The 22949-nt window shown below is 44.4% G+C and carries 20 protein-coding genes; 19 read left to right on the plus strand and 1 reads right to left on the minus strand.

The window, feature by feature from the left end:
• Positions 1 to 10: 10 nt before the first annotated feature.
• Together BBH88_RS07065 and BBH88_RS07070 are read left to right on the plus strand one after the other, a co-directional pair.
• Positions 11 to 691 carry a metal-dependent hydrolase gene (locus BBH88_RS07065; protein WP_006830021.1) on the plus strand — a complete coding sequence of 227 codons (681 nt, stop codon included), beginning with the start codon at positions 11 to 13 and terminating at the stop codon, positions 689 to 691.
• A 278-nt stretch (positions 692 to 969) separates the two neighbouring features.
• On the plus strand, positions 970 to 2277 hold the full coding sequence (locus BBH88_RS07070; protein WP_006830022.1) for a DRTGG domain-containing protein: 1308 nt from the start codon (positions 970 to 972) through the stop codon (positions 2275 to 2277).
• 93 nt (positions 2278 to 2370) lie between these two features.
• On the opposite strand, the gene BBH88_RS07075 is transcribed toward BBH88_RS07070, so the two are convergent.
• Positions 2371 to 2676, minus strand: coding sequence for a YtpI family protein (locus BBH88_RS07075; RefSeq protein WP_006830023.1), 306 nt, complete (start codon positions 2674 to 2676; stop codon positions 2371 to 2373).
• A 92-nt stretch (positions 2677 to 2768) separates the two neighbouring features.
• On the opposite strand from BBH88_RS07075, the gene BBH88_RS07080 reads away from it, so the two are divergent.
• The 17 genes from BBH88_RS07080 (at position 2769) to hflC (ending at position 22902) form a co-directional block, all read left to right on the plus strand.
• On the plus strand, positions 2769 to 3713 hold the full coding sequence (locus BBH88_RS07080; RefSeq protein ID WP_006830024.1) for a DHH family phosphoesterase: 945 nt from the start codon (positions 2769 to 2771) through the stop codon (positions 3711 to 3713).
• Between the two features lie 17 nt (positions 3714 to 3730).
• Entirely contained in the window at positions 3731 to 6787 is a 3057-nt protein-coding gene (gene dnaE, locus BBH88_RS07085; protein WP_006830025.1) for a DNA polymerase III subunit alpha, read from the plus strand.
• Positions 6788 to 6900: 113 nt separating this feature from the next.
• Positions 6901 to 7551, plus strand: coding sequence for a FadR/GntR family transcriptional regulator (locus BBH88_RS07090; protein ID WP_040852379.1), 651 nt, complete (start codon positions 6901 to 6903; stop codon positions 7549 to 7551).
• Positions 7535 to 8407, plus strand: a complete 873-nt coding sequence (gene accD, locus BBH88_RS07095) for an acetyl-CoA carboxylase, carboxyltransferase subunit beta (protein WP_006830027.1) — start codon at positions 7535 to 7537, stop codon at positions 8405 to 8407. Before BBH88_RS07090 ends, accD begins: the two co-directional genes overlap by 17 nt.
• Positions 8400 to 9368 (plus strand): acetyl-CoA carboxylase carboxyl transferase subunit alpha, encoded by a 969-nt coding sequence (gene accA, locus BBH88_RS07100; RefSeq protein ID WP_006830028.1) that lies wholly within the window; start codon positions 8400 to 8402, stop codon positions 9366 to 9368. Before accD ends, accA begins: the two co-directional genes overlap by 8 nt.
• 177 nt (positions 9369 to 9545) lie before the next feature.
• Positions 9546 to 10505: a 6-phosphofructokinase gene (pfkA, locus tag BBH88_RS07105; RefSeq protein WP_006830029.1), complete on the plus strand. Its 960-nt coding sequence runs from the start codon at positions 9546 to 9548 to the stop codon at positions 10503 to 10505.
• A 22-nt stretch (positions 10506 to 10527) separates the two neighbouring features.
• Positions 10528 to 12288, plus strand: coding sequence for a pyruvate kinase (gene pyk / locus BBH88_RS07110; protein WP_006830030.1), 1761 nt, complete (start codon positions 10528 to 10530; stop codon positions 12286 to 12288).
• A gap of 24 nt (positions 12289 to 12312) precedes the next feature.
• Positions 12313 to 12699 (plus strand): FxsA family protein, encoded by a 387-nt coding sequence (locus tag BBH88_RS07115; RefSeq protein ID WP_006830031.1) that lies wholly within the window; start codon positions 12313 to 12315, stop codon positions 12697 to 12699.
• A 187-nt stretch (positions 12700 to 12886) separates the two neighbouring features.
• Positions 12887 to 14002 (plus strand): citrate synthase, encoded by a 1116-nt coding sequence (citZ, locus tag BBH88_RS07120; protein ID WP_065537056.1) that lies wholly within the window; start codon positions 12887 to 12889, stop codon positions 14000 to 14002.
• Between the two features lie 94 nt (positions 14003 to 14096).
• Positions 14097 to 15365 carry an NADP-dependent isocitrate dehydrogenase gene (icd, locus tag BBH88_RS07125; RefSeq protein WP_065537055.1) on the plus strand — a complete coding sequence of 423 codons (1269 nt, stop codon included), beginning with the start codon at positions 14097 to 14099 and terminating at the stop codon, positions 15363 to 15365.
• A 476-nt stretch (positions 15366 to 15841) separates the two neighbouring features.
• On the plus strand, positions 15842 to 16780 hold the full coding sequence (gene mdh, locus BBH88_RS07130) for a malate dehydrogenase (RefSeq protein ID WP_006831148.1): 939 nt from the start codon (positions 15842 to 15844) through the stop codon (positions 16778 to 16780).
• 144 nt (positions 16781 to 16924) lie between these two features.
• Positions 16925 to 17371, plus strand: coding sequence for a MaoC family dehydratase (locus tag BBH88_RS07135; protein ID WP_006831147.1), 447 nt, complete (start codon positions 16925 to 16927; stop codon positions 17369 to 17371).
• A gap of 75 nt (positions 17372 to 17446) precedes the next feature.
• Entirely contained in the window at positions 17447 to 18154 is a 708-nt protein-coding gene (locus tag BBH88_RS07140) for a response regulator transcription factor (RefSeq protein ID WP_006831146.1), read from the plus strand.
• The gene (pnpS, locus tag BBH88_RS07145; protein WP_006831145.1) at positions 18151 to 19548 is read left to right on the plus strand and encodes a two-component system histidine kinase PnpS; all 1398 of its coding nucleotides are present in this window, start codon (positions 18151 to 18153) and stop codon (positions 19546 to 19548) included. Before BBH88_RS07140 ends, pnpS begins: the two co-directional genes overlap by 4 nt.
• Before the next feature lie 14 nt (positions 19549 to 19562).
• Positions 19563 to 20780: a carboxylate--amine ligase gene (locus BBH88_RS07150; protein WP_006831144.1), complete on the plus strand. Its 1218-nt coding sequence runs from the start codon at positions 19563 to 19565 to the stop codon at positions 20778 to 20780.
• A 170-nt stretch (positions 20781 to 20950) separates the two neighbouring features.
• Entirely contained in the window at positions 20951 to 21931 is a 981-nt protein-coding gene (gene hflK / locus BBH88_RS07155; protein WP_006831143.1) for an FtsH protease activity modulator HflK, read from the plus strand.
• Entirely contained in the window at positions 21931 to 22902 is a 972-nt protein-coding gene (hflC, locus tag BBH88_RS07160) for a protease modulator HflC (protein ID WP_006831142.1), read from the plus strand. Before hflK ends, hflC begins: the two co-directional genes overlap by 1 nt.
• Positions 22903 to 22949 lie beyond the last annotated feature (47 nt).

Raw genomic sequence — 22949 nt, forward strand, 5'->3', positions numbered from 1 at the left:
GAGGGATTTTATGCACATCTCATATCACGGCCATTCTATCGTAAAAATCAAAACGGGTGAACATACTATTTTAATCGATCCATTTATTAACGGAAATGAATTGACGGATTTAATAGTTGAAAATGAAAAACCAACTGTGATTTTATTAACGCATGCCCATAACGATCATGTTGGCGATACTGTTGAGCTGGCGAAAAAAAATAATGCACAAGTTATAGCAGTATTTGAACTAGCTAATTATTTAGACAGTCTAGGTGTGAATGCGGTAGGCATGGGTTTGGGCGGCACACACGAGTTCGATTTTGGCGTGGTGAAGTTTACAAAAGCTTTCCATAGTTCTTCCTTTACGACAGAAGAAGGCGAAGTAGTATACGGTGGAATGCCAGCTGGAATTATTTTCAAAGCAGAAGGCAAAACAATTTATCATGCCGGCGATACAGAAGTTTTTGGAGACATGCAGATTCTAGGTAAGCGCAACGATATCGATGTGGCATTTGTACCCATTGGCGACTTTTTCACAATGGGACCTGAAGATGCAGCTTACGCGGTTGAGTTATTGAAACCGAGCGTGGTTGTACCCATCCATTACAATACGTTCCCACCAATTAAACAAGATCCTGAGTATTTCAAGTCACTAATAAAAGGCGCAGAAGTGAACATTTTGAAGCCAGGCGAAAGCCTCGAATTATAGAATACATAAAAACCCGGAGAGTAGAGGCTCTTCGGGGTTTTTGTATGTTCATTAGCCGGGGCGTCTTATGCCTGTCGGACCAGAACGCCCGTCTCCACTTTTCATTTGTCTAGTTCCGATGGGCTGCTCCTCGGGACATAAGCCACCCCAGCTGTGTGGCAAAAAGCGCCACTTCGCCGGGGCGTCTTATGCCTGTCGGACCAGAACGCCCGTCTCCACTTTTCATGCACTTATGCTACACTATGAGGTAAAGGAATGTAGAAAGAATGGGTGAAATCATGGCGACTAAACATGAACAGATATTAGATTATATTGAGACCTTGGCCGTGGGAGAAAAAATTTCAGTGCGGCGTATTGCAAAGGATTTGCAGGTAAGTGAAGGGACCGCATACCGGGCCATTAAAGAAGCGGAGACGAACCGCTTGGTATCGACAATTGAACGTGTCGGAACCATCCGCATTGAGCGCAAAAAGAAAGAAAATATCGAGCGGTTGACCTATGCTGAAATCGTCAATATTGTTGATGGACAAGTACTGGGCGGCAGAGCTGGATTGCATAAATCTCTGAACAAATTCGTTATCGGGGCGATGCAGCTAGAAGACATGATGCGTTATACCGAAGCGGGTAATTTATTGATTGTTGGTAATCGTTATAAAGCGCATGAATATGCTCTCCTTGCAGGAGCAGCGGTGCTGGTTACGGGTGGATTTGAAGCATCCGAAGAAGTGAAGAAATTGGCCGATGAATTCGAGCTTCCGGTCATATCGACCAGCTACGATACCTTCACGGTAGCTACGATGATCAACCGTGCGATTTACGATCAATTGATTAAAAAAGAAATTCTATTGATAGAAGATATTTTGATTCCATTGGAAGTGACGGCATATTTAACGCTTAAAGAGCCGATCAGTCGCTATCATGAGCTAAATGAAGAAACGACACATGGCGGCTTTCCGGTGGTTGACTATTCCAATAAATTGGTGGGCATTATCACATCGCGGGATGTCATCGGTCATTCGTCGACAGAATTAGTGGAGAAAGTGATGACCAAAGATCCAATTACGGTTTCCATGCAGACAAGCGTTGCGGCTGCAGGACATCGCATGATCTGGGAAGGCATCGATCTATTGCCGGTAGCTGATGACCATGGCAAACTGAAAGGCGTTATCAGCAGGCAGGATGTATTAAAAGCGATACAAACTGCCCAACGTCAGCCACAACAAGGGGAAACAATAGATGACATCATCAAAAATCAGCTTCATCAGCAGTCGAACGATAAATTGATTTTGGAATTTCGTGTTACACCGCAAATGACCAATGCGTATGGATCGATTTCCCATGGTGCGTATACGATGATCCTCACCGAAGCGGCGGGAGCGGCTCTTAAAACGAGAAATCGGAAAGACAGTGTGCTGGAAAATATTTCAATATACTTTCTGAAGCCGGTTCAGCTGGACGCGTTGGTATTTGTCAGACCCAATATTCTGGACATCAGCCGAAAATCCGCCAAAGTGGAAGTTGAAGTAACGCTCGACCAGGAAATCGTCGGAAAGGCGATGTTGACATTCCAATTATTGGATCGATAAATTCGTCCTCATATCGGGCCGAAAAAAGGCGACAGGCACACTCCTAATCGAGTGTGCCTGTCGCCTGAACATTCTATCGGATGAAGCCCTCACTTAAGGGTTTAAGTCTGCTTCTTCCTCAAGGAATGCGTGGTAATGCCGGGACGCTTTGTAATTGTAATAAACAAGAGCTAGTCCAAGTACGATGAAAACGGCTGAAACGATATACGTGATTGTGCTCTGGAATACGAACAGCTGGTTGATGCCAAAAAACGTAACAAAACTTCCCAAAGCTACGGATGCACGTGCAGCATACCATTTCTTTCTGATTGGCAGAACTGTGCGTGTACGGAATTGCTTTGTTTTATTATAAAAATAAAAAACAAATGATACAATGATTAAAATAACGAATATTAACATAGGGACCTCCTGAATTCCAAAACTCATTATCATTGTACTGAGAACTGAGCAAAATTGCGAATGGATTTCCTTATAAACGGAGGAACTCAGAAATGAACAGTCAAATCATCGACACAATTAAGCAATACAGCACGATTATTATTCATCGGCATGTACGGCCGGATCCAGATGCATACGGCTCTCAGCTCGGCTTGAAATACTTGTTGGAGCAAAATTATCCGGACAAGCGTATTTTGGCTACAGGCACACATGATTACACGATGGATTTTTTGGATTTTCCCGATGTTGTAAAAGACCAGGATTTTGAAGGTGCATTGGTAATCGTGACGGATACCGCTAATACGGAGCGTGTGGATGATCAGCGCTATAAAATGGGCGCAAAGCTTATCAAAATCGATCATCATCCGAATGACGATGCCTATGGTGATATTGTAGCCGTTGATACGACGGCAAGCTCGGCCTCGGAATTGGTTTACGAGTTATTTACACATGGACATCAGCACGAAGGCTGGACTTTGTCCGCAAAAGCTGCCCGGTTACTGTATGCGGGGATTATTGGAGATACCGGACGCTTCTTATTCCCAAGTACAACTCAAAAGACCTTCGCGATTGCAGGCGAACTCATCAAATATGATTTTGACCGCAATGCCTTGCATAATGGTATGTATGAAATGGACCGCAAATTACTGCATTTACAAGGATATATGTACCAGAATTTTAAAATGGATGAAAATGGTGCGGCCCATGTCAAAATCACCAAGGCTATTCTGAAGGAATTTGATGTTACGGCGACAGACACTTCTTTGCTGGTCGGTTCGCTCGGCAATGTTAAAGACATGAAAGCCTGGGTTATTCTAATTGAAGAAGATACTGAAATTCGGGTACGCCTGCGTTCTAAAGGACCGGTCATCAATACGTTAGCGAAAGAATTTGGAGGTGGAGGCCACCCGATGGCTTCTGGTGCAACAGCCTATTCATGGCAGGAAGCTGATCGGGTGATCCAACGCCTTGCTGAAATCTGTGCTGCTGCAAACTAGGGAGGAGTCTGTTGTCAATGGTTTATCCGCATATAAGCACATCGGCTGATTTGCTGAAAAGTACGGTGCGCCTTGAACAACTTTTCCCATATTTGAAGGAACAAGGAGCCGTTTCAGCTGCAATCGTCAACACCAAACTATATGGCATTCTTCCGTTTTGGGAAGCGTGCCGCCGTGCCGGCATCCATGGGGTGGTCGGCCTTTCGGCATTTATCGAGCATGAAGAACAGCATTATCCGGTCGTTTTATATGCACAGTCGAATAAAGGCTATAGCAACCTCCTGAAGATTTCCAGCGCCTTGTCGACAAGAGATAAAAAATCCATACCTGAGCAATGGCTGAAAGCATACCGGGAAGGCTTGGTCTGCGTTATACCGAACAAAATTGAATGGATGTTGACAGACCGAAGTTCTGTGTTGCAATACGTAAAGGAACTTTTTGGCACTGCGGCATTCGGTAGTATTGAACGACCAGGCGGAATTAAATCCGAGAAAGAGCCATCATTTGTCGAGCTCTGCGAAAACATGAAGCTATCGATCATCGCATCACACGAAAGTAGATATTTGCACCAGCAAGATGCATTCGCCTACGAAGTGGCATCAGCTATCGGACAAGGACTGAAGATAAATGATCCGGAAAGACAAAAGCCAGAGCATCTTTTTGCTTACGTTCCGAGCCGAACAGAATTCGAGTCCTGGTTTGCCGATTACCCTGAGTGGCTCCAGCGCACGGCCGACCTGCTAGAAAGCTGCCAAGTAACAATTGCTATGAATCGACAGCTGCTTCCAGTGTTTCCATTAGCTGAAGAAACTGATAAAGTTTCTTTTATTGCGGAGCTGTGCAAAGCCGGGTTGACAGAGCGAGCACCTGGTTTTTCAGAAAACTACCAGGAAAGGCTGGATTATGAGCTGTCCGTTATCGGGTCAATGGGCTTTATCGATTATTTCCTGATTGTCGCGGATTTCATGAAATATGCTAGAGATCAAGGCATTATGACAGGTCCTGGCCGCGGTTCTTCAGCCAGTTCGCTCGTGGCCTACTCGTTGAAGATCACCGACGTGGACCCTATTGAGCACGGCTTGCTGTTTGAGCGCTTTTTGAATCCGGAGCGGATCACACTGCCGGATATCGATATCGATTTTGCTGACCACAGACGTCATGAAGTAGTAGACTACGTGGCGAAAAAATACGGTGCGGTCCGCACGGCGCAAATTATCACGTTCGGCACTTTATCGGCCAAAGCTGTCGCACGCGATACCGCCCGTGTATTCGGCTTTGAAGCGGAAGAACTTGAAGCTATTTCGAAAATGATTCCGAACCGTCCAGGCACAACATTGCGGTCAGCACTGAAAGAGTCGCCAGCATTGAATGAATGGATCGTAGAACGTGAAGAACGCAAATCTTGGTTCAAGACGGCTTTGAAATTGGAAGGACTGCCGCGTCATGCCTCTACCCATGCGGCAGGTGTGATTTTAAGCCCGACTCCACTTGTTGACCATGTGCCGATTGAAAAAGGCCATGAAGAAATTTATTTAACGCAGTGGCCCATGCAGGAACTAGAAGCAATCGGCTTGTTGAAAATGGATTTTCTCGGATTGCGCAATTTAACAATTCTAGAACAGATCCGCAGCCTGATTTATTGGGATACTAAAAAACGGATCGATTATCGGAGCATTCCGCTGGGAGATGCTGAAACTTATAAATTATTGGCATTGGGTGACACGACCGGTGTCTTCCAGTTAGAGTCTGATGGCATGCGCCGTGCGCTCCAGCAAATCAAACCGACAGCTTTTGGCGATATTGTCGCTGTTAATGCATTGTTCCGTCCAGGCCCGATGGAATTTATTCCGCTGTATGCCAGACGGAAGCATGGGCAGGAAGCTGTACAATACGTCCATCCGATCCTTGAACCAATTTTGAGCGAAACATATGGCGTTATCGTCTATCAAGAGCAGATTATGCACATTGCAGCAAAAATGGCAGGTTTTTCTCTTGGTGAGGCCGACTTGTTGCGTCGTGCAGTTAGTAAGAAAAAGCGTGAGATTCTGGACGAAGAACGCGCACATTTTACCCAAGGAGCAAAAGTGAAAGGATTTACCGAAGCGGAAGCGTCGGAAGTTTATGATTTGATCGTCCGTTTCGCCGATTATGGCTTTCCGAAAAGCCATGCTGTTGCTTACAGTATGATTTCCTACCAATTGAGCTATATGAAAACACATTATGCGGTCTATTTCTATACCGGCTTGTTGACCAATAGTGCCGGCAATGCTGATAAGACCAAACAATTGATGCAGGAAATCAAAGAAAAGAAAATTCCGTTGCTGCCGCCGTCTGTTCAAAAAAGCCGCCATTCGTTTTCTGTAGAAGGCGGCCAAATACGGGTCGGTTTGAATGTGGTCAAAGGGATTCCAGGAACAGCGATTAAGGCAATGCTTGCTGCCAGAGAAGAAGGACCGTTCAGCAGCTTATTCAATATCGCTGAACGCATTTCGGCTTTGCATTTTACCCGGAAATCTTTTGAGCCGCTGATCAAAGCGGGTGCTCTTGATGAGTTCGGCTATGATCGCGGTGTTTTATTGGCTTCACTGGAGAGTGCCATCAAGCACGCGGAATTGGTTAAGCCGACTGAGGACCCTGGATTGTTTGATGACATGGGATCAAGTTTCATGAAGCCGAAATACACCAAGGCCACGGACATGCCCGAAACCCTGAAACTCGATTATGAAAAAGAAGTTCTTGGGTTTTATTTGTCTAAGCATCCGATTGAACGTGAGAAAGAAGACCGCCAGAAATCTTACGCTGAACTGAAATCATTAAAAACGAAGCGTGACCGGGAATTGGTGAAGGTATTAGGAATGGTGGAGGATGTCAAACGGATCCGAACGAAAAAAGGAGATGCCATGGCATTTGTGACTTTGGTGGATGAGACGGGTCCGACTTCTGTGACGTTATTTCCGGTTGAGTATGCCAAATACAACCTTCTTCTGGAACCCCAGGCAATCCTCGAAATTCAGGGTCTGGTCGAAAATCGTAATCAAAAAACGGCTATTATCTGTAAAACTATAGAAACTTGACTGCTTTTCTCAAAGAAAAGCAGTTTTTTCTTTACGTAGCACTGTTTTTTTTGTAAGGTAGAGGATATAAGTGGCCAGACCACTTTCAAAAAAATGGGAACTGAGGAACCGTCATGAATCAATCGAAACGATATTTAGATATAGTACGGGACATTCGTGATATGATTCGCCAAGAAAAAATTAAGCCAGGCGACCGCATTCCATCTGAAAGGGAACTGGCCGAAACTATGCAAGTTGGTCGCTCAACTTTACGGGAAGCGCTGCGTAGTTTGGAATTGTTGGGATTGATCGAGACACGCAGAGGAGAAGGTACATTTTTGTCTGATTACAGAAACCATAAATTAGTTGAAGTTCTGTCAACTTTTGTCTTGCAAGACAATCAATCGCATGAGGATGTCTGGCAAACGCGCCAGCTTCATGAAATGGCAGCGATTCAGGCGATTTGCCAAAATGAAGCAGCCAGTCAAATGAAGATCTGGGACAGTTTCCGTTTACGCTTAACAGGTGAGAGTTTTCAGCGAGAAGATTTTGTGCGTGAACTGATGGTGTTGTCGGGCAACCGACTGTCATTGAAAATTTGGTTTTTATTAAAACAATACAGCGGAAATCCATACGATGGAACCGTCTCTTCAGAAGAAATAGACCGCATGAACGATATATTGACCGCAATCGAGCGGCAAGACGCAGATACAGCCATTCGCGAGTTCAAAGCTTGGAGTGAGTGGCTACAAAAGGAGAGAATACGCAATGGCAATTATTCGTGATATTTTTAAGCGCAACAAAGACGGCAAAGAAGCAACCATCCCTTCTAAATCTGCAAAAGATGTACCAGAGGGGTTGATGACCAAATGTCCTAACTGTAAAGAAATCACGTTGACGAAGGATTTGGAGAAAAACAATAAAGTTTGCCCGAAATGTGACCATCACTTCAAAATGACCGCTCATGAACGCATAAAAGGTTTACTAGATGAAGGCAGCTTCGAGTCGATGGATGATCATTTAAAATCAGAAAATCCACTCGGTTTCCCAGGTTATTCAGAAAAAGTTCAAGCGGACAGCGAAAAAACCGGTTTGAACGAAGCAGTGTTGACAGGTTCGGGTAAATTATTGGGTCAGAACATCGTTTTGGCCGTGATGGATTCGCATTTCCGAATGGGTTCGATGGGTTCAGTTGTAGGCGAGAAGATTACGCGAGCTATTGAAGCGGCTACAGACCGCAAATTGCCATTCATTATCTTTACAGCAAGCGGCGGGGCGCGCATGCAAGAAGGGGTTTTGTCTTTGATGCAAATGGCTAAAACCAGCGTCGCGTTAAAGCGTCACAGCAATGAAGGTTTATTGTTTGTATCTGTTCTGACACATCCAACAACGGGCGGGGTATCGGCAAGTTTCGCTTCAGTAGGAGACATCAATATCGCTGAGCCAAAAGCCTTAATCGGTTTTGCGGGACGGCGGGTCATTGAACAGACAGTTCGAGAAAAGCTGCCGGAAGATTTCCAGACGGCTGAATTTTTGCTGGACCATGGGCAATTGGATGCAGTCGTTCACCGTGCCAAAATGCAAAATACTTTGGCGACCATCGTGCGTCTCCATACGAAAGGGGTTGTCGCAAATGGCTAAGAAAAACGGAAAAAAATCAATGCCTTTTGAGGAGCCTCTTATCCAGCTGCGAACAAAAATTTCCGAGCTGAAGGATTATACTACAAACACTGAAGTCGATTTGAGTTCAGAGATCAAATCTCTGGAAGACCGGTTCTCTAAACTTGAAGAAGAAATATATGAAAACATGAAGCCTTGGGACCGCGTCCAAGTGGCACGCCATCCTGAACGTCCGACCACTCTCGACTATATCCCGTTGATTTTCAACGATTTTATTGAATTGCACGGAGATCGATTGTACGGCGACGATGCAGCAATCGTCAGTGGAATTGCGTCTTTTCATGGCCAGCCGGTTACAATTATTGGGCATCAACGCGGCAAGGACACGAAAGAAAACGTCAGACGAAATTTTGGAATGCCACATCCGGAAGGCTACCGGAAAGCATTGCGATTGATGAAACAGGCGGAAAAGTTCAAACGTCCGATCATTTGCCTGATTGATACGAAAGGCGCCTATCCAGGCAAAGCAGCGGAGGAACGCGGACAAAGCGAAGCGATCGCACGTAATCTAGTAGAAATGGCTGGACTTGAAGTGCCGGTACTATCCATTGTCATTGGTGAAGGTGGAAGCGGAGGAGCACTTGCACTGGGTGTCGGCAATCATATTTTGATGCTGGAGAACTCGACATTTTCGGTTATCTCTCCCGAAGGAGCGGCTTCTATACTATGGAAAGACTCGGCTCTAGCACAAACAGCTGCCGAAGCGATGAAAATCACTGCACCGGATCTATTAGAAATGAAAATAATTGAACACATGATTCCAGAAGTGCGCGGTGGTGCGCATCACGATCCGCAGAAGCAGGCTTCAATCATTTCAGAAGCAATCCGACGCTCGTTGGAGGAATTGAATGACATGTCTGGTGAAGAGTTGGTTGATCAGCGTTACCGGAAGTTCAAATCAATCGGTGTATTCAGTGAATGAAGAAAAACCGCCTAAGCGGTTTTTTATTTTCGATAAAAGAAAAAGAACCGGGCTTTCCTAATGTAACAATCAAGAAAAATCAATGAAATCTTAACATGCTTTGGGGCTTTTCAAGACTGACAGTAGCGCCGTGGCGTGGTAAGGTGAACAGAGTAAATGGACTGCAGGAGGGTTATTATGAAGAAAATTGGAGTATTGACAAGTGGAGGAGATTCGCCGGGCATGAACGCCGCTATCCGAGCGGTTGTCCGTAAAGGGATTTTTCATGGCATCGAAGTGGCGGGTGTTTATTCCGGATACCAAGGACTGATCGAAGGAACCATCAAAACACTAGAAGCAGGGGATGTTGGCGACATTATCCAGCGTGGAGGCACCAAGCTATATTCTGCGCGTTGCGAAGAGTTCCGCACTAACGAAGGACAGTTAAAAGCGATTGAACAAATGAAAAAACAAGGTCTCGAAGGACTAGTCGTTATCGGTGGAGATGGTTCATACCGCGGAGCGATGGCTTTGACTGAAAAAGGCTTTCCATGTATTGGCGTGCCAGGGACCATTGACAATGATATTCCAGGAACTGATTACACCATCGGATTCGATACGGCGCTGAACACGGTCATTGAAGCGATTGATAAGATCCGCGACACGGCGACAAGTCATGAACGGACTTTCATCGTGGAAGTGATGGGTCGCGATGCTGGTGATTTAGCGCTATGGGCAGGTCTTGCCGGTGGAGCAGAAACCATTCTGATCCCTGAAGAGACTTATGATATTGATGAGATGATCGTCCGTCTGCAAAAAGGCCGCGACCGTGGCAAGCGCCACAGCATCATTATCGTAGCGGAAGGGGTTATGGGCGGCAATGAATTGGCCGACTTGATCAAAGAAAAAGCGGATATCGAAACGCGTGTTTCTGTACTTGGCCATATTCAGCGTGGCGGATCTCCAACAGCACGTGACCGCGTCCTGGGCAGTTTGTTTGGCGCACGCGCAGTAGAAGTTTTACTGAATGGTGGCGGAGGGCGAGCTATTGGCATGAAAAATCATCAGGTGGTAGACTATGATATGACAGAAGCATTCACTGCTACGCACAATGCGGATATGAGTTTGTATACCTTATCTAAAGAGTTAGCAATTTAAAACGGTAAATGGAGTGAGTTTATTGAGAAAAACGAAAATTGTCTGCACAATCGGACCTGCAAGTGAATCACCTGAACTGCTAGATCGCTTAATCAAAGCGGGAATGAACGTCGCCCGCTTGAATTTTTCACACGGAAACCATGAAGAACATGCTTTGCGCATTAAACGGATCCGCGAAGCGGCTGATAAAGCTGGCAAAATTGTTGGTATTTTGTTGGATACAAAAGGTCCTGAAATTCGTACCCACCAAATGGAGAACGATTCAATTGAATTAGTAACAGGTCAGAAAATCGAGGTTTCCATGATTGAAGTATTGGGTACTGCTGAGCGATTTTCAATTACTTACGAACAATTAATTGAAGATGTTGAGGTAGGATCAATCATTCTTTTGGATGATGGTTTAATCGAATTACGCGTCGAAAGTCTTGATACGGAAAATGGCATTATTCGTACTTCGGTTGAAAATGCTGGGACATTAAAAAGTAAAAAAGGTGTTAACGTTCCAGGCGTTTCGGTTCAATTGCCTGGTATCACGGAAAAAGATGCACAAGATATTTTATTCGGCATCGAACAAAACGTCGATTTTGTTGCGGCTTCATTTGTTAGAAGAAGTTCAGATGTAATGGAAATTCGTGGCTTGCTTGAAAAAAACAACGGCTCGCATATTCAAATCATCCCGAAAATTGAAAACCAAGAAGGTGTCGACAACATCGATGAAATCATTATGGTTTCTGATGGTTTGATGGTGGCACGTGGAGATTTAGGTGTAGAAATTCCAGCTGAAGAAGTCCCATTGGTTCAAAAATCGTTAATCGAGAAATGTAATAGTGCAGGTAAACCGGTTATCACAGCTACACAAATGCTAGATTCTATGCAACGCAATCCGCGCCCGACACGCGCAGAAGCAAGTGACGTCGCTAACGCAATTTTTGACGGCACAGATGCTATTATGCTGTCAGGTGAAACAGCTGCGGGCATTTATCCTGTCGAATCAGTCGAAACGATGCACCGCATCGCCGAAACGACGGAATCTGCGTTAAACTATAAGCAAATTGTTTCAAATAGAAGAAAAGAAAAAGAATCGAATATGACAGAGGCAATTGGCCAAGCAGTGGCTTATACAGCTTTGAACTTAAAAGTTCGTGCCATTATCGCACCAACTGAAAGTGGCACAACGGCTAAAATGATTTCTAAGTATCGCCCGGGAGCACCAATTATCGCTGTGACATCTTCGGAACGTCCAGCGCGTAAATTATCTTTAGTATGGGGAGTTCAGCCAATTATTGGTACTTCAGTCCACTCGACAGATGAATTGTTAGAAAATGCAGTTGATGAAAGCTTGAAGCACGGCTATGTTAAACATGGCGACCTTGTCGTCATAACAGCAGGTGTTCCAGTAGGACAAGCGGGTACGACTAACTTAATGAAAGTTCATGTTATTGGCGATATTTTGGCAAAAGGTCAAGGAATCGGCAAGACAGTTGCTTTTGCCGAAGCTGTAGTTGTTAGAAATGCAGAAGAAGCATTAGCAATCGATACTCAGGGCAAAATCATTGTAACGATTGGAACAGATCGTGACATGATGCCAGCCATCAATAAATGCGCAGGAATCATCACTGAAGAAGGCGGATTGACGAGTCATGCAGCAGTGGTCGGTTTGAGTCTTGGGATTCCGGTTATCGTTGGTGTCGAAGAAGCAACCTCTCTTATTAAAACAAATTACGATATTACAATGGACGCAGAATCAGGCATCGTTTACCACGGCCATGCAAGTGTTCTGTAAAATTCAACAAGGAGGCTGGTCAAAATGATGAAATGGATTTTCTTGGCCTTAATTATTGTACCGTCTCTTGAATTGGCTCTGCTAATTTGGGCAGGGGGCAAGCTTGGGTTTTTCGCTACGATGGCAATTATTGTGGCGACGGGCTTGCTAGGCGCTTTTCTCGCCAAAAAACAAGGCATGAAAGCATTAAAAGACATTCAAGCGGGAATGAACAGTTTTCAAGCTCCTGGAGATCAATTGTTGAATGCGGCATTCATTCTGGTAGGGGGCATTTTGCTGCTAACACCTGGATTTATCTCCGATGCAATCGGTTTTACTATGCTTTTCAGCCCGACTCAGAAAATGTATAAGCCATTCATTTATCGAATGATCCATAAAAAGATGAAAAACACCCGGGTTATCGTTGGATAATGCCGGGTATTTCCATCGATTTTCCAAGGAAATTTAATTTCTATAAGCGTTTCCATTCACAAATTCTACAAAGTTGATTATAATGGCTAAGTAAGGAAATAAAAACAGAAGTTCATAAACGCAGATGAGACATCATTCTGCATTTTTTTTTGGAATGATGAATTAGACTAAAGAAGGAGCGATTTATATGACATCGTCAAAAGGTTTAGAAGGTGTAGTAGCAACCCAATCCGCCATCAGCTCGATCATTGATGACACACTTACATACGTCGGCTACGATATTGATGACCTGGCTGTCAACGCCAGCTTTGAAGAAGTGATTTACCTGCTGTGGCATCAGCGCTTGCCGAAGGCAGACGAATTGGCGGAACTCAAGCAGCAATTGGCAGACAACATGGCGGTTCCTCAAGCCGTGCTGGACCATTTCAAAACGTACGACATCAAGCATGTCCACCCGATGGCCGCGCTTCGTACAGCAGTTTCGATGCTCGGCTTGTTTGACGAAGAAGCCGAAGTCATGGAACCAGAAGCGAATTACCGCAAAGCGATCAAAATCCAAGCGAAAATCTCGACATTGGTGACCGCTTTCGGCCGCATCCGCAACGGACAAGAACCCGTTGCCCCCAAAATGGACTTAAGCTTTGCCGCAAACTTCCTGTACATGTTGTCTGGTGAATTGCCAGAAGCCATTGAAGAAGAAGCGTTTAACAAAGCGTTGGTTCTTCACGCCGACCACGAGTTGAACGCATCAACGTTCACGGCACGTGTGGCAGTTGCGACACTGTCTGACGTTTATTCAGGTGTAACCGCTGCAATCGGCGCCTTAAAAGGTCCACTTCACGGCGGCGCAAACGAACAAGTGATGAAAATGTTGACAGAAATCGGCTCGGTCGATAACGTCGAAAAAGTCATCAATGACAAACTGGAAAACAAAGAAAAAATCATGGGCTTCGGACACCGTGTCTATCGTAAAGGCGACCCACGCGCGAAGCATTTGCGTGACATGTCTCAGAAATTGACGAAGATCCGCGGCGAAGAGAAATGGTACGAGATGTCCGTAAAAATCGATGACATCGTTTCCGGCCAGAAAAACCTGCCGCCGAATGTAGATTTTTACTCGGCGTCGGTCTACCATAGCCTGAACATCGAACATGATCTGTTCACGCCGATTTTTGCGGTATCCCGCACATCCGGCTGGCTGGCTCATATTTTGGAGCAGTACTCGGACAACCGCTTGATCCGCCCACGCGCGGAATACATCGGACCTGGCATGCAAACGTATGTACCGGTTGAAGAAAGATAAAATAGCCTTTCGTAATTATTACTATTAAAAATATAACTCATAGGGCTTGCACTCTGTGCAGCCCTATGACTTTGACCACAGGAGGAAATTATACATGACTAACGGCGAAAAAATTTCAGTAGAAAACGGTGTCTTGAACGTACCAAACAACGCAGTAATTCCTTACATTATCGGTGACGGAACAGGACCGGATATTTGGCATGCAGCTTCGCGCGTTTTAGAAGAAGCCGTAACAAAAGCTTATAACGGCGAAAAATCAATTGTCTGGAAAGAAGTTCTTGCAGGACAAAAAGCATTTGACCAAACGGGCGAATGGCTTCCTGAAGAAACTCTTGATGTAATCCGTGACTACTTGATCGCTATTAAAGGTCCTTTGACTACACCGATCGGCGGCGGTATCCGTTCATTGAACGTTGCACTTCGTCAAGAATTGGATCTTTACACTTGCTTACGTCCAGTTCGCTACTTTGAAGGCGTACCTTCACCGGTCAAACGTCCTGAAGACACAGACATGGTTATTTTCCGTGAAAACACAGAAGATATCTACGCAGGTATCGAGTACGCTAAAGGTTCAGATGAAGTGAAAAAATTAATTTCATTCCTACAAGACGAAATGGGCGTTAAAAACATTCGTTTCCCTGAGTCTTCAGGTATCGGCATCAAACCGATTTCAGAAGAGGGAACAAAACGTTTAGTTCGCGCTGCAATCAACTATGCAATCACTGAAGGCCGTGAATCATTAACGCTTGTTCATAAAGGAAACATTATGAAATTCACTGAAGGAGCTTTCAAAAACTGGGGCTATGAAGTGGCTGAGCAAGAATTCGGCGAGAAAGTATTTACCTGGAACGAATACGATGCAATTAAAGATGAAAAAGGGACAGATGCTGCGAACAAAGCACAAGAAGAAGCACTTGCTGCAGGCAAAATTCTTGTTAAAGACTCAATTGCTGACATCTTTCTACAACAAATTCTTACACGTCCAAGCGAGTTCGATGTTGTTGCAACAATGAACTTAAACGGAGATTACATCTCTGATGCGTTGGCTGCTCAAGTAGGCGGAATTGGTATCGCTCCCGGAGCGAACATCAATTACGATACTGGACATGCGATTTTCGAGGCAACTCACGGAACAGCACCTAAATATGCTGGCCTGGATAAAGTAAACCCTTCGTCTCTCATCCTTTCAGGCGTATTGATGCTTGAGCACCTTGGGTGGGGAGAAGCTGCTACAATGATCATAAATTCTATGGAGAAAACAATTGCTTCTAAAGTTGTAACTTACGACTTTGCACGTCTAATGGACGGTGCGACAGAAGTGAAATGCTCTGAGTTTGCTGATGAATTGATCAAAAACCTATAAGCGTAAAAAAGAGGGAGGGATTTTCCCTCCTTTTTTGTATTATTTATTAGTAGAATACCGATTTTTATGTTGTTTAGTAGAGTAGGGTGAAGAAATCGCGCCAGGAGGACGCTTTCCTGCGGGCAAGCGCCAAGCCGCTTCGTCGCTACGCTCTTGCAGGGTCTTGGCTCTCGCTATTCCGCGGGAGTCGGCGCCTTCTGTTCTTTCTTCTTAGATGTGTGGAGGTAATTAAGAAACGAAGATTTCGTTTCTGGGTAAGTCTTAAGTATCTATAAAAGTGTTTATTAATTAATGTCACTGAACAGATATGGAGCACAACAAAGGAGACTCCCGCGGGATAGCGTAGTGCCGAAATTCACTCGGGCGTTGAGGACGAGTTAGTTCGGTTCACGCCCGCGGGAAAGCGGAGTTGTTTTGCGCAATATCAGTATGCTACTAAATTGATGAAAATCATCTACTAAAAGGAGAGATATTTCATGACATTCAAACGTAAAAAGATTTCAGTAATCGGTTCTGGGTTTACAGGTGCTACGACGGCTTTCTTATTGGCTCAAAAAGAATTGGGAGATGTCGTATTAGTGGATATTCCGCCGATGGAAAATCCGGCAAAAGGCAAAGCTTTGGATATGGCAGAAGCAGCGCCTGTTCTCGGGTTTGATGCTCGTGTTTTAGGAACATCAAATTACGAAGACACCAAAGACTCAGATTTAGTCATTATTACTGCAGGAATTGCACGAAAGCCGGGCATGAGCCGTGACGATTTGGTTCAAACCAATCAGAAGGTCATGAAAGCTGTTACAGCTGATATTGTGAAATACTCTCCGGAAACGACAATCATCGTTTTAACCAATCCGGTTGATGCGATGACTTATACCGTCTTTCAGGCATCCGGGTTCCCGAAAGAACGCGTGATCGGACAATCCGGTGTATTGGACTCTGCTCGTTTCCGCACATTTGTAGCAGAAGAATTGGATGTCTCGGTCAAAGATGTCACCGGATTCGTATTGGGGGGGCATGGTGATGATATGGTACCGCTCGTGCGCTATTCATATGCGGGCGGCATTCCGTTAGAGACTTTGATTTCCAAAGAGCGTTTGGCTGAAATTGTGGCACGAACGCGCAAAGGAGGAGCGGAAATCGTCAACCTTTTGGGGAACGGTTCGGCTTATTACGCGCCAGCAGCTTCAATAGTCGAAATGGCTGAAGCAATCATCAAAGATCAGCGCCGTATTTTACCGTCGATCGCCTATTTAGAAGGCGAGTATGGTTTAGATGGCATCTACCTGGGTGTACCGACCATATTGGGTGCTGGTGGTATCGAAAAGATTATTGAAATTGACTTGAACGAAGAAGAAAAAGGGTTATTGAACCAATCAGCAGATTCGGTGAAAGCTGTTATGAAAGTATTGGCTTAATCTATAGGGGCGACGGACAGGGGATTATCCCTGTCCGTTTTTTAGTATCGTGGGTAAGATCTGTTTTCCTGCTACCTAAGGCGCTTGCACTTTCATTGACTAAATTGATACTATAGGAGTATCAAGAAAATGGAGGGATGTTGTTTGTTGCTTGGGAAAAAGCGGGAATTAGGCCGGAAAGTAGAAGAAATCAAAATCGGCGAGAAACTAAAGCTGACAGAAAAGATTGAAGACAAAGATCTGCTTCTCTATCTGGGTTTGACCAATGACAGCAATCCGCTGTATATTCAACACGATTTTGCGGCGCAAACTACTTTTGGAAAACCAGTGGTGCCGAATATCATGTTGACGGGCATTCTTACTTCTGCGGTGTCCAAATACGTACCGGGTCCCGGTTCTTATATTACAGGCCAGCAGCTGAAGTTCTTAAAGCCTATCCACCATTACGCAACCATCGACTTTTTATTGGAGGTCGTTGAAGTGAATATCGATCATAATGAAGTAATCGTCCAAGTTGAAGGAGTCGATGAAAATGGTGAAATCGCAGTACAAGGACAAATCACAGCTAATCCACCGAGAATTGTGGAATAATGAACGATTCGTGCAATAGATAATTTCTGACGCGGTTTGAGATGGGGGTTTCAAACTGAGTATGGAGGATGTAAAATGCTGAAAAAAATATTAATAATCGAAGATGAACACTCAATTGCGACTTTATTGTCCTATAATCTTGTCCAGGCGGGTTTTGAGACCGTTGTTGCAAATGATGGCAAACTTGGTTATGATTTGGCTTTGAGTGAAAACCCATCGCTGATTGTACTGGATCTTATGCTGCCGTCAATGGACGGAGTAGAAGTCTGTAAATCACTGCGCCAGCAAAAAATTAATACACCCATAATCATGTTGACAGCCAAAGGCGATGAGTTTGATAAGGTGCTGGGGCTGGAACTGGGAGCGGACGATTACATGACCAAACCCTTCAGCCCAAGAGAAGTGGTAGCGCGCATTAAAGCAGTGTTGAGAAGGTCTAGTAATGTCCCGGCTGCGCAGCAGGATTCTTCGGCGCCAATTTCCCTCGGTAAATTGGATGTCTATCCCGATCGATTTGAAGTTTTTCTCAATAAAGAGCAGTTGGAGTTTACACCGAAGGAATTTGAGCTTTTAGTATATTTAATGGAAAATAAAAATCGGGTATTAACGCGAGATCAGCTGCTGAGCGCGGTTTGGAAATATGATTTTGCAGGGGATACGCGGATTGTCGATGTCCACATTAGCCATTTGCGCGATAAGATCGAAGAAAATAGCCGAAAACCGACTTTCATTAAAACAATTCGGGGACTGGGCTATAAATTTGAAGAGCCAAAAAGCTCATGAAATCTTTTCGGCATCGTCTGCTGGTCACCCTGCTGGTGTGGATCGGAATGATGCTTTCAGGGTTGTTCATCGTTGTGCTTCAGCTTTTGCCGATCTATGAGAATGCCGAAAATAAACCAGGAATTTGGCTGATTTTATTTCTAGCCTTTGCAGTTGCTATGTTATTTTCAGCGATTGTGGGCAGACGAATTATTGAAGTGAACATCAAACCGATTGAAAATGCCACAGAAACGGCTATGGAATTGGTCAAAGGAAATTACCGGGCGCGTGCATCGGAATCCAATGCTCTTGGTAGCGTTGGATTGAGCCGGACCATTAATGTTCTGGCCCGGAATCTGCAGGAAATCACAGCGGTGCGTGTCCTGGAACAAGAGCGGCTAAAGACGTTGATCGAGAACATGGGCAGTGCGTTGATCATGATCGACAGGCAAGGAGCCGTTTCTCTTGTCAATAAACCCTTTTTAGATGAATTTGAATTATCCACTGAAAATACATTGGGGAAATTTTATAAAGAAATCCGAGTTCCTTATGAACTGGAGGATTTCATTGAAAATGTCTTCATGACGGAAACGCATTCCAGGGCTCAGATTGAATTTATATCAGGAGTGAAATTGAAGAACCTTAACGTCTACGGTGCACCTGTTATTGGAGAACATCAGCGCTGGTTGGGAATTGTCATTGTGTTTCACGACATTACAGAACTGAAAAGGCTGGAGCAGATCCGCAAAGATTTCGTTGCCAATGTTTCCCATGAGCTTCGGACCCCGGTAACGTCCATTAAAGGGTTTTCGGAAACCCTGCTTGATGGCGCATACAAGGATACTGAGACCTTATTATCGTTTTTGGAAATTGTTCATGCGGAAAGTAATCGGTTGGAAATGCTCATAAACGATCTTCTCGATTTATCAAATGTGGAACAAAGTGGCTTTGAAGTGAATGCGCAGCCAACAGATATGAAAGCTGTCATTAAAAGGGCAGTAGAAATGATACAACCAAAGATCAATGAGAAATCCATTGGGTTGAAGCTGGAAGTTAAACCCGTGACAGTTTATGGTGATTCCAACCGTCTAATCCAGGTGATGATGAATCTCCTGATTAATGCTGTTACATATTCAGGGAACCATACAGAAATTACGATCCGGCTCTCTGTCAAAGACGATCAAGCCATCGTTCAAGTGGAGGACCAGGGAATCGGGATTGAAAGCTCGGAAATCGGCCGGTTATTTGAACGTTTTTACCGTGTCGACCGGGCCCGAAGCCGGAATTCAGGCGGCACCGGCCTTGGACTTTCCATTGTTAAACACTTAATCGAAGCGCATCATGGAAAAGTGGAAGTCGATAGTGCAGTTGGTGTCGGCACCACATTCACCATCTATTTGCCTTTGGCTAGTTAATTTAGGAGGAAAGTATGGAAACCAAACACCCATTTTTGCCAATTATAATCGGCACAGACATGAACGCTTACAACATGGCCATTTCTTTTCACGAAGCATATGGCATCAAACCGATTTTAGTCGGTAAAGAACATTTATCATTTACTTCATTGAGCACGATTACTGAAACTATTGAGTTGCGCTCCGGTCTGGCTGACGATTCCCAATTTGCAGATATACTGATCGATATCGCCCACAAGTACAGGGCTCCAGGCAAGACCCTTTTGCTGATTGGTACAAACGATCTTTATGTACGCCTGATTATTGAAAACGCTAAAATTCTTCGTGAGCATTACGTCTTCAATTATATCAATGAAAATTTGATGAACCAGTTGCAGGTTAAAGCGAATTTCTATCAGCTTTGTAAAGTACACGGTATCGAAACGCCGACAACTTTCTTCTATGACTGCAATTCGGCAGCGCCATTCGAGGAAGAGATGATGTTCCCGGTCATCATCAAGCCAAGCAACGGCATCGAATACAGCAGAAACAAGTTTGAAGGACAGCAGAAAGTTTATAAGGTCGAAAGTCCGAAAGAGATGTTCAAAGTAATCCAGCAAATCAAGGCAGGCGGCTACCGCGACGAATTAATCATCCAGGATTATATTCCGGGAGACGATACCTTTATGTGGGATTCGGTCATCTATGCCAATTCAAAAGGAAAAACACAATTAGTGACGTTTGCACAGGTTGTCTTGCAAGAACACACAGTGACGGCAATTGGAAACTATACGGCACTGATCACTCGTTTTGACAAAGATATGATGGTCAAACTACAGAACTTTCTAGAAGCAGTTGGCTACAATGGGTTTGCAAACTTTGATTTGAAATACGATGCACGCGACAATAAGTTCAAAGTGTTTGAAGTGAATATTCGACAAGGCCGCTCAAGCTACTATGTCACTGCCCTTGGTCATAATATGGCTGAGTATTTTGTCGATGATTTAATTTATCAGATTGATAAGCCTGTTACGTATTTAAATGAAGATTTCCTGTTCACTGTTGTACCAAAAGCTGTCTTGCGTAACTTTGTCGCTAATAAAGCTGTGCTTAAAGACATTAAGCGCTTGATTAAGAAGGGGCAATACGGCAACCCGTTATTCTACAAACAAGATAAGCACCTGAAACGAAAGTTTTATCTGTTGGCGCGCCAAGTGAATTATTACAAGAAGTATAAAAAAAATCAATGGTAAATTTACAGGAGCTCAACACCAGCTTCATAATTGGGTGGTAAGGTTTAATAGAACCCCCTTCAACCGCATGATTTGAAAAAGAGTCCCTTCCCCGGGCTCTTTTTCTTTTTTTATGAAACTATTTCACTATTATTCCGTATACTGGGTAACAAGGAAAAGGGGGACGTACCATGACAACGAAAAAAATGTTGGCGGTGATTGGATTATCTATTGCTGGAATCTTTCTGCTCATCGCAGTTTTTACTTCTTGGTATACAGTAGATGAATCTGAACAAGCAGTCATCATCACATTTGGTGTAGCCAATGAAACCATTACCGAAGCCGGATTGCACTTTAAGATGCCTTGGCCAATCCAAAAAGCAGAAATCCTGTCGAAAGAAACCTATAGTCTGCAATTTGGCTATAACCAGAACGAAGAAGGCGAGATTGTGGCATTTGATAAGGAAACCAAGATGATTACTGGAGATGAAAATATCGTTTTGACAGATCTGGTGGTCCAGTGGAAAATCACTGACCCCAAAAAATACTTATTCAATGCAGAAGCCCCTCAAGACATTCTGCACGACGCAACATCAGCTTCCATCCGCTCAATTATCGGTAACTCGTTAATTGACGATGCATTGACTTCCGGGAAAGCGGAAATTGAAGCCGAGACGCGTGATTTGCTTGCCTCGTTGATTGAAAAATACGATATCGGCATCACGGTTCTAGCTGTCAAGCTGCAGGATGTGGAGCTGCCGAACGAAGAAGTGCGCGCGGCATTTACGAATGTAACAGATGCCCGGGAAACAATGAACACAAAAATCAATGAAGCCAAAAAATACGAAAACCAAAAGCGCAACGAAGCTTTAGGAGAAAAAGCGGCGATCAATTCGCGTGCAGAGGGTCAGAAAGTGTCACGAGTCCAGCAAGCAACAGGAGACGTCGCGTTATTCGATAAGTTGTATGTGGAATACGAAGCTAATCCAGAAGTCACCAAACAGCGGATCATCATGGAAACTTTGGAATCGGTCCTGCCGAACGCCAAATTATACATCATGAATGATGAAGGCGGCACAATGAAATACCTGCCGTTGGATGGTTTACAAACAGCCGTCCCACCAGCAGCTGAAGCAGAAGAAACAGCAGGAGAAGAAGGGGGAAGCAACTAATGGAACCGAATAAACCCTTAGACGAAGTGAAGAAATTCAACCCTTACGAAAGACCAAAAAAGAACAAAGAACCGAGAGATCCCATCGATTTCAAGAAATACTGGAAACTGATTGTGGGTCTAGTTGTGGCATTTGTTCTTTTGCTTATCGTCCTGACGAATGTGTATGTTGTAAAAGAAAATGAATACCGCGTCGTCCGCCAATTCGGCGAAGTGGTAAAAATCCAGGAAGAGCCGGGCATTAAGATGAAGATTCCGTTCATCCAAAGTGTCATGACTTTGCCAAATTACCAAATGACCTACGATGTTTCAGAAGCGGAAATCAACACAAAAGATAAGAAACGCATCATCATTGACAATTACGCCGTCTGGCATGTAGTAAATCCGTTAAATCTCATTTCGAATGCAGGGACCATCGTCAATGCTGAATCACGGATGGAAGAGTTCATTTATTCCGTCGTTCGGACAGAGCTGGGACAATTGAATTACGATGAAATCATCAATGATGAAAATTCATCCCGCGGCAGCTTGAACGATAATGTCACGGCGAAAGTCAATGAATTACTGGAGAAAGACCAATACGGCATCCAGGTGCTGGATGTCCGCATAAAGCGCACGGATTTGCCGGAGGAAAATGAACAATCCGTCTATACGCGGATGATTTCCGAACGTGAATCCACGGCTCAGGATTACCTGTCCCAGGGAGATGCAAAAAAACGTGAAATGGAAGCGCAGGCTGACCGTGAAGCACAGGAAGTAATTGCCACTGCCCGCAAGGAAGCTGCATTGATCCAGGCGGAAGGGGAATCGGAAGCTGCTAAAATTTATAACGAGTCGTTCTCGAAAGATGCGGAATTCTATGAACTCTACCGTTCGCTTGAATCCTATAAGAAAACGATTGGCGAGGACACGGTGATTATTCTACCGTCGGATTCACCCTATGCGGATATCTTATCCGGTAATTACGAATAAGGCTATGGCCGTCATTTCTCTTCTATTTGCCCACGTGGTAAAATAAA

The sequence above is a fragment of the Planococcus antarcticus DSM 14505 genome (assembly GCF_001687565.2).
GTDB lineage: Bacteria > Bacillota > Bacilli > Bacillales_A > Planococcaceae > Planococcus > Planococcus antarcticus.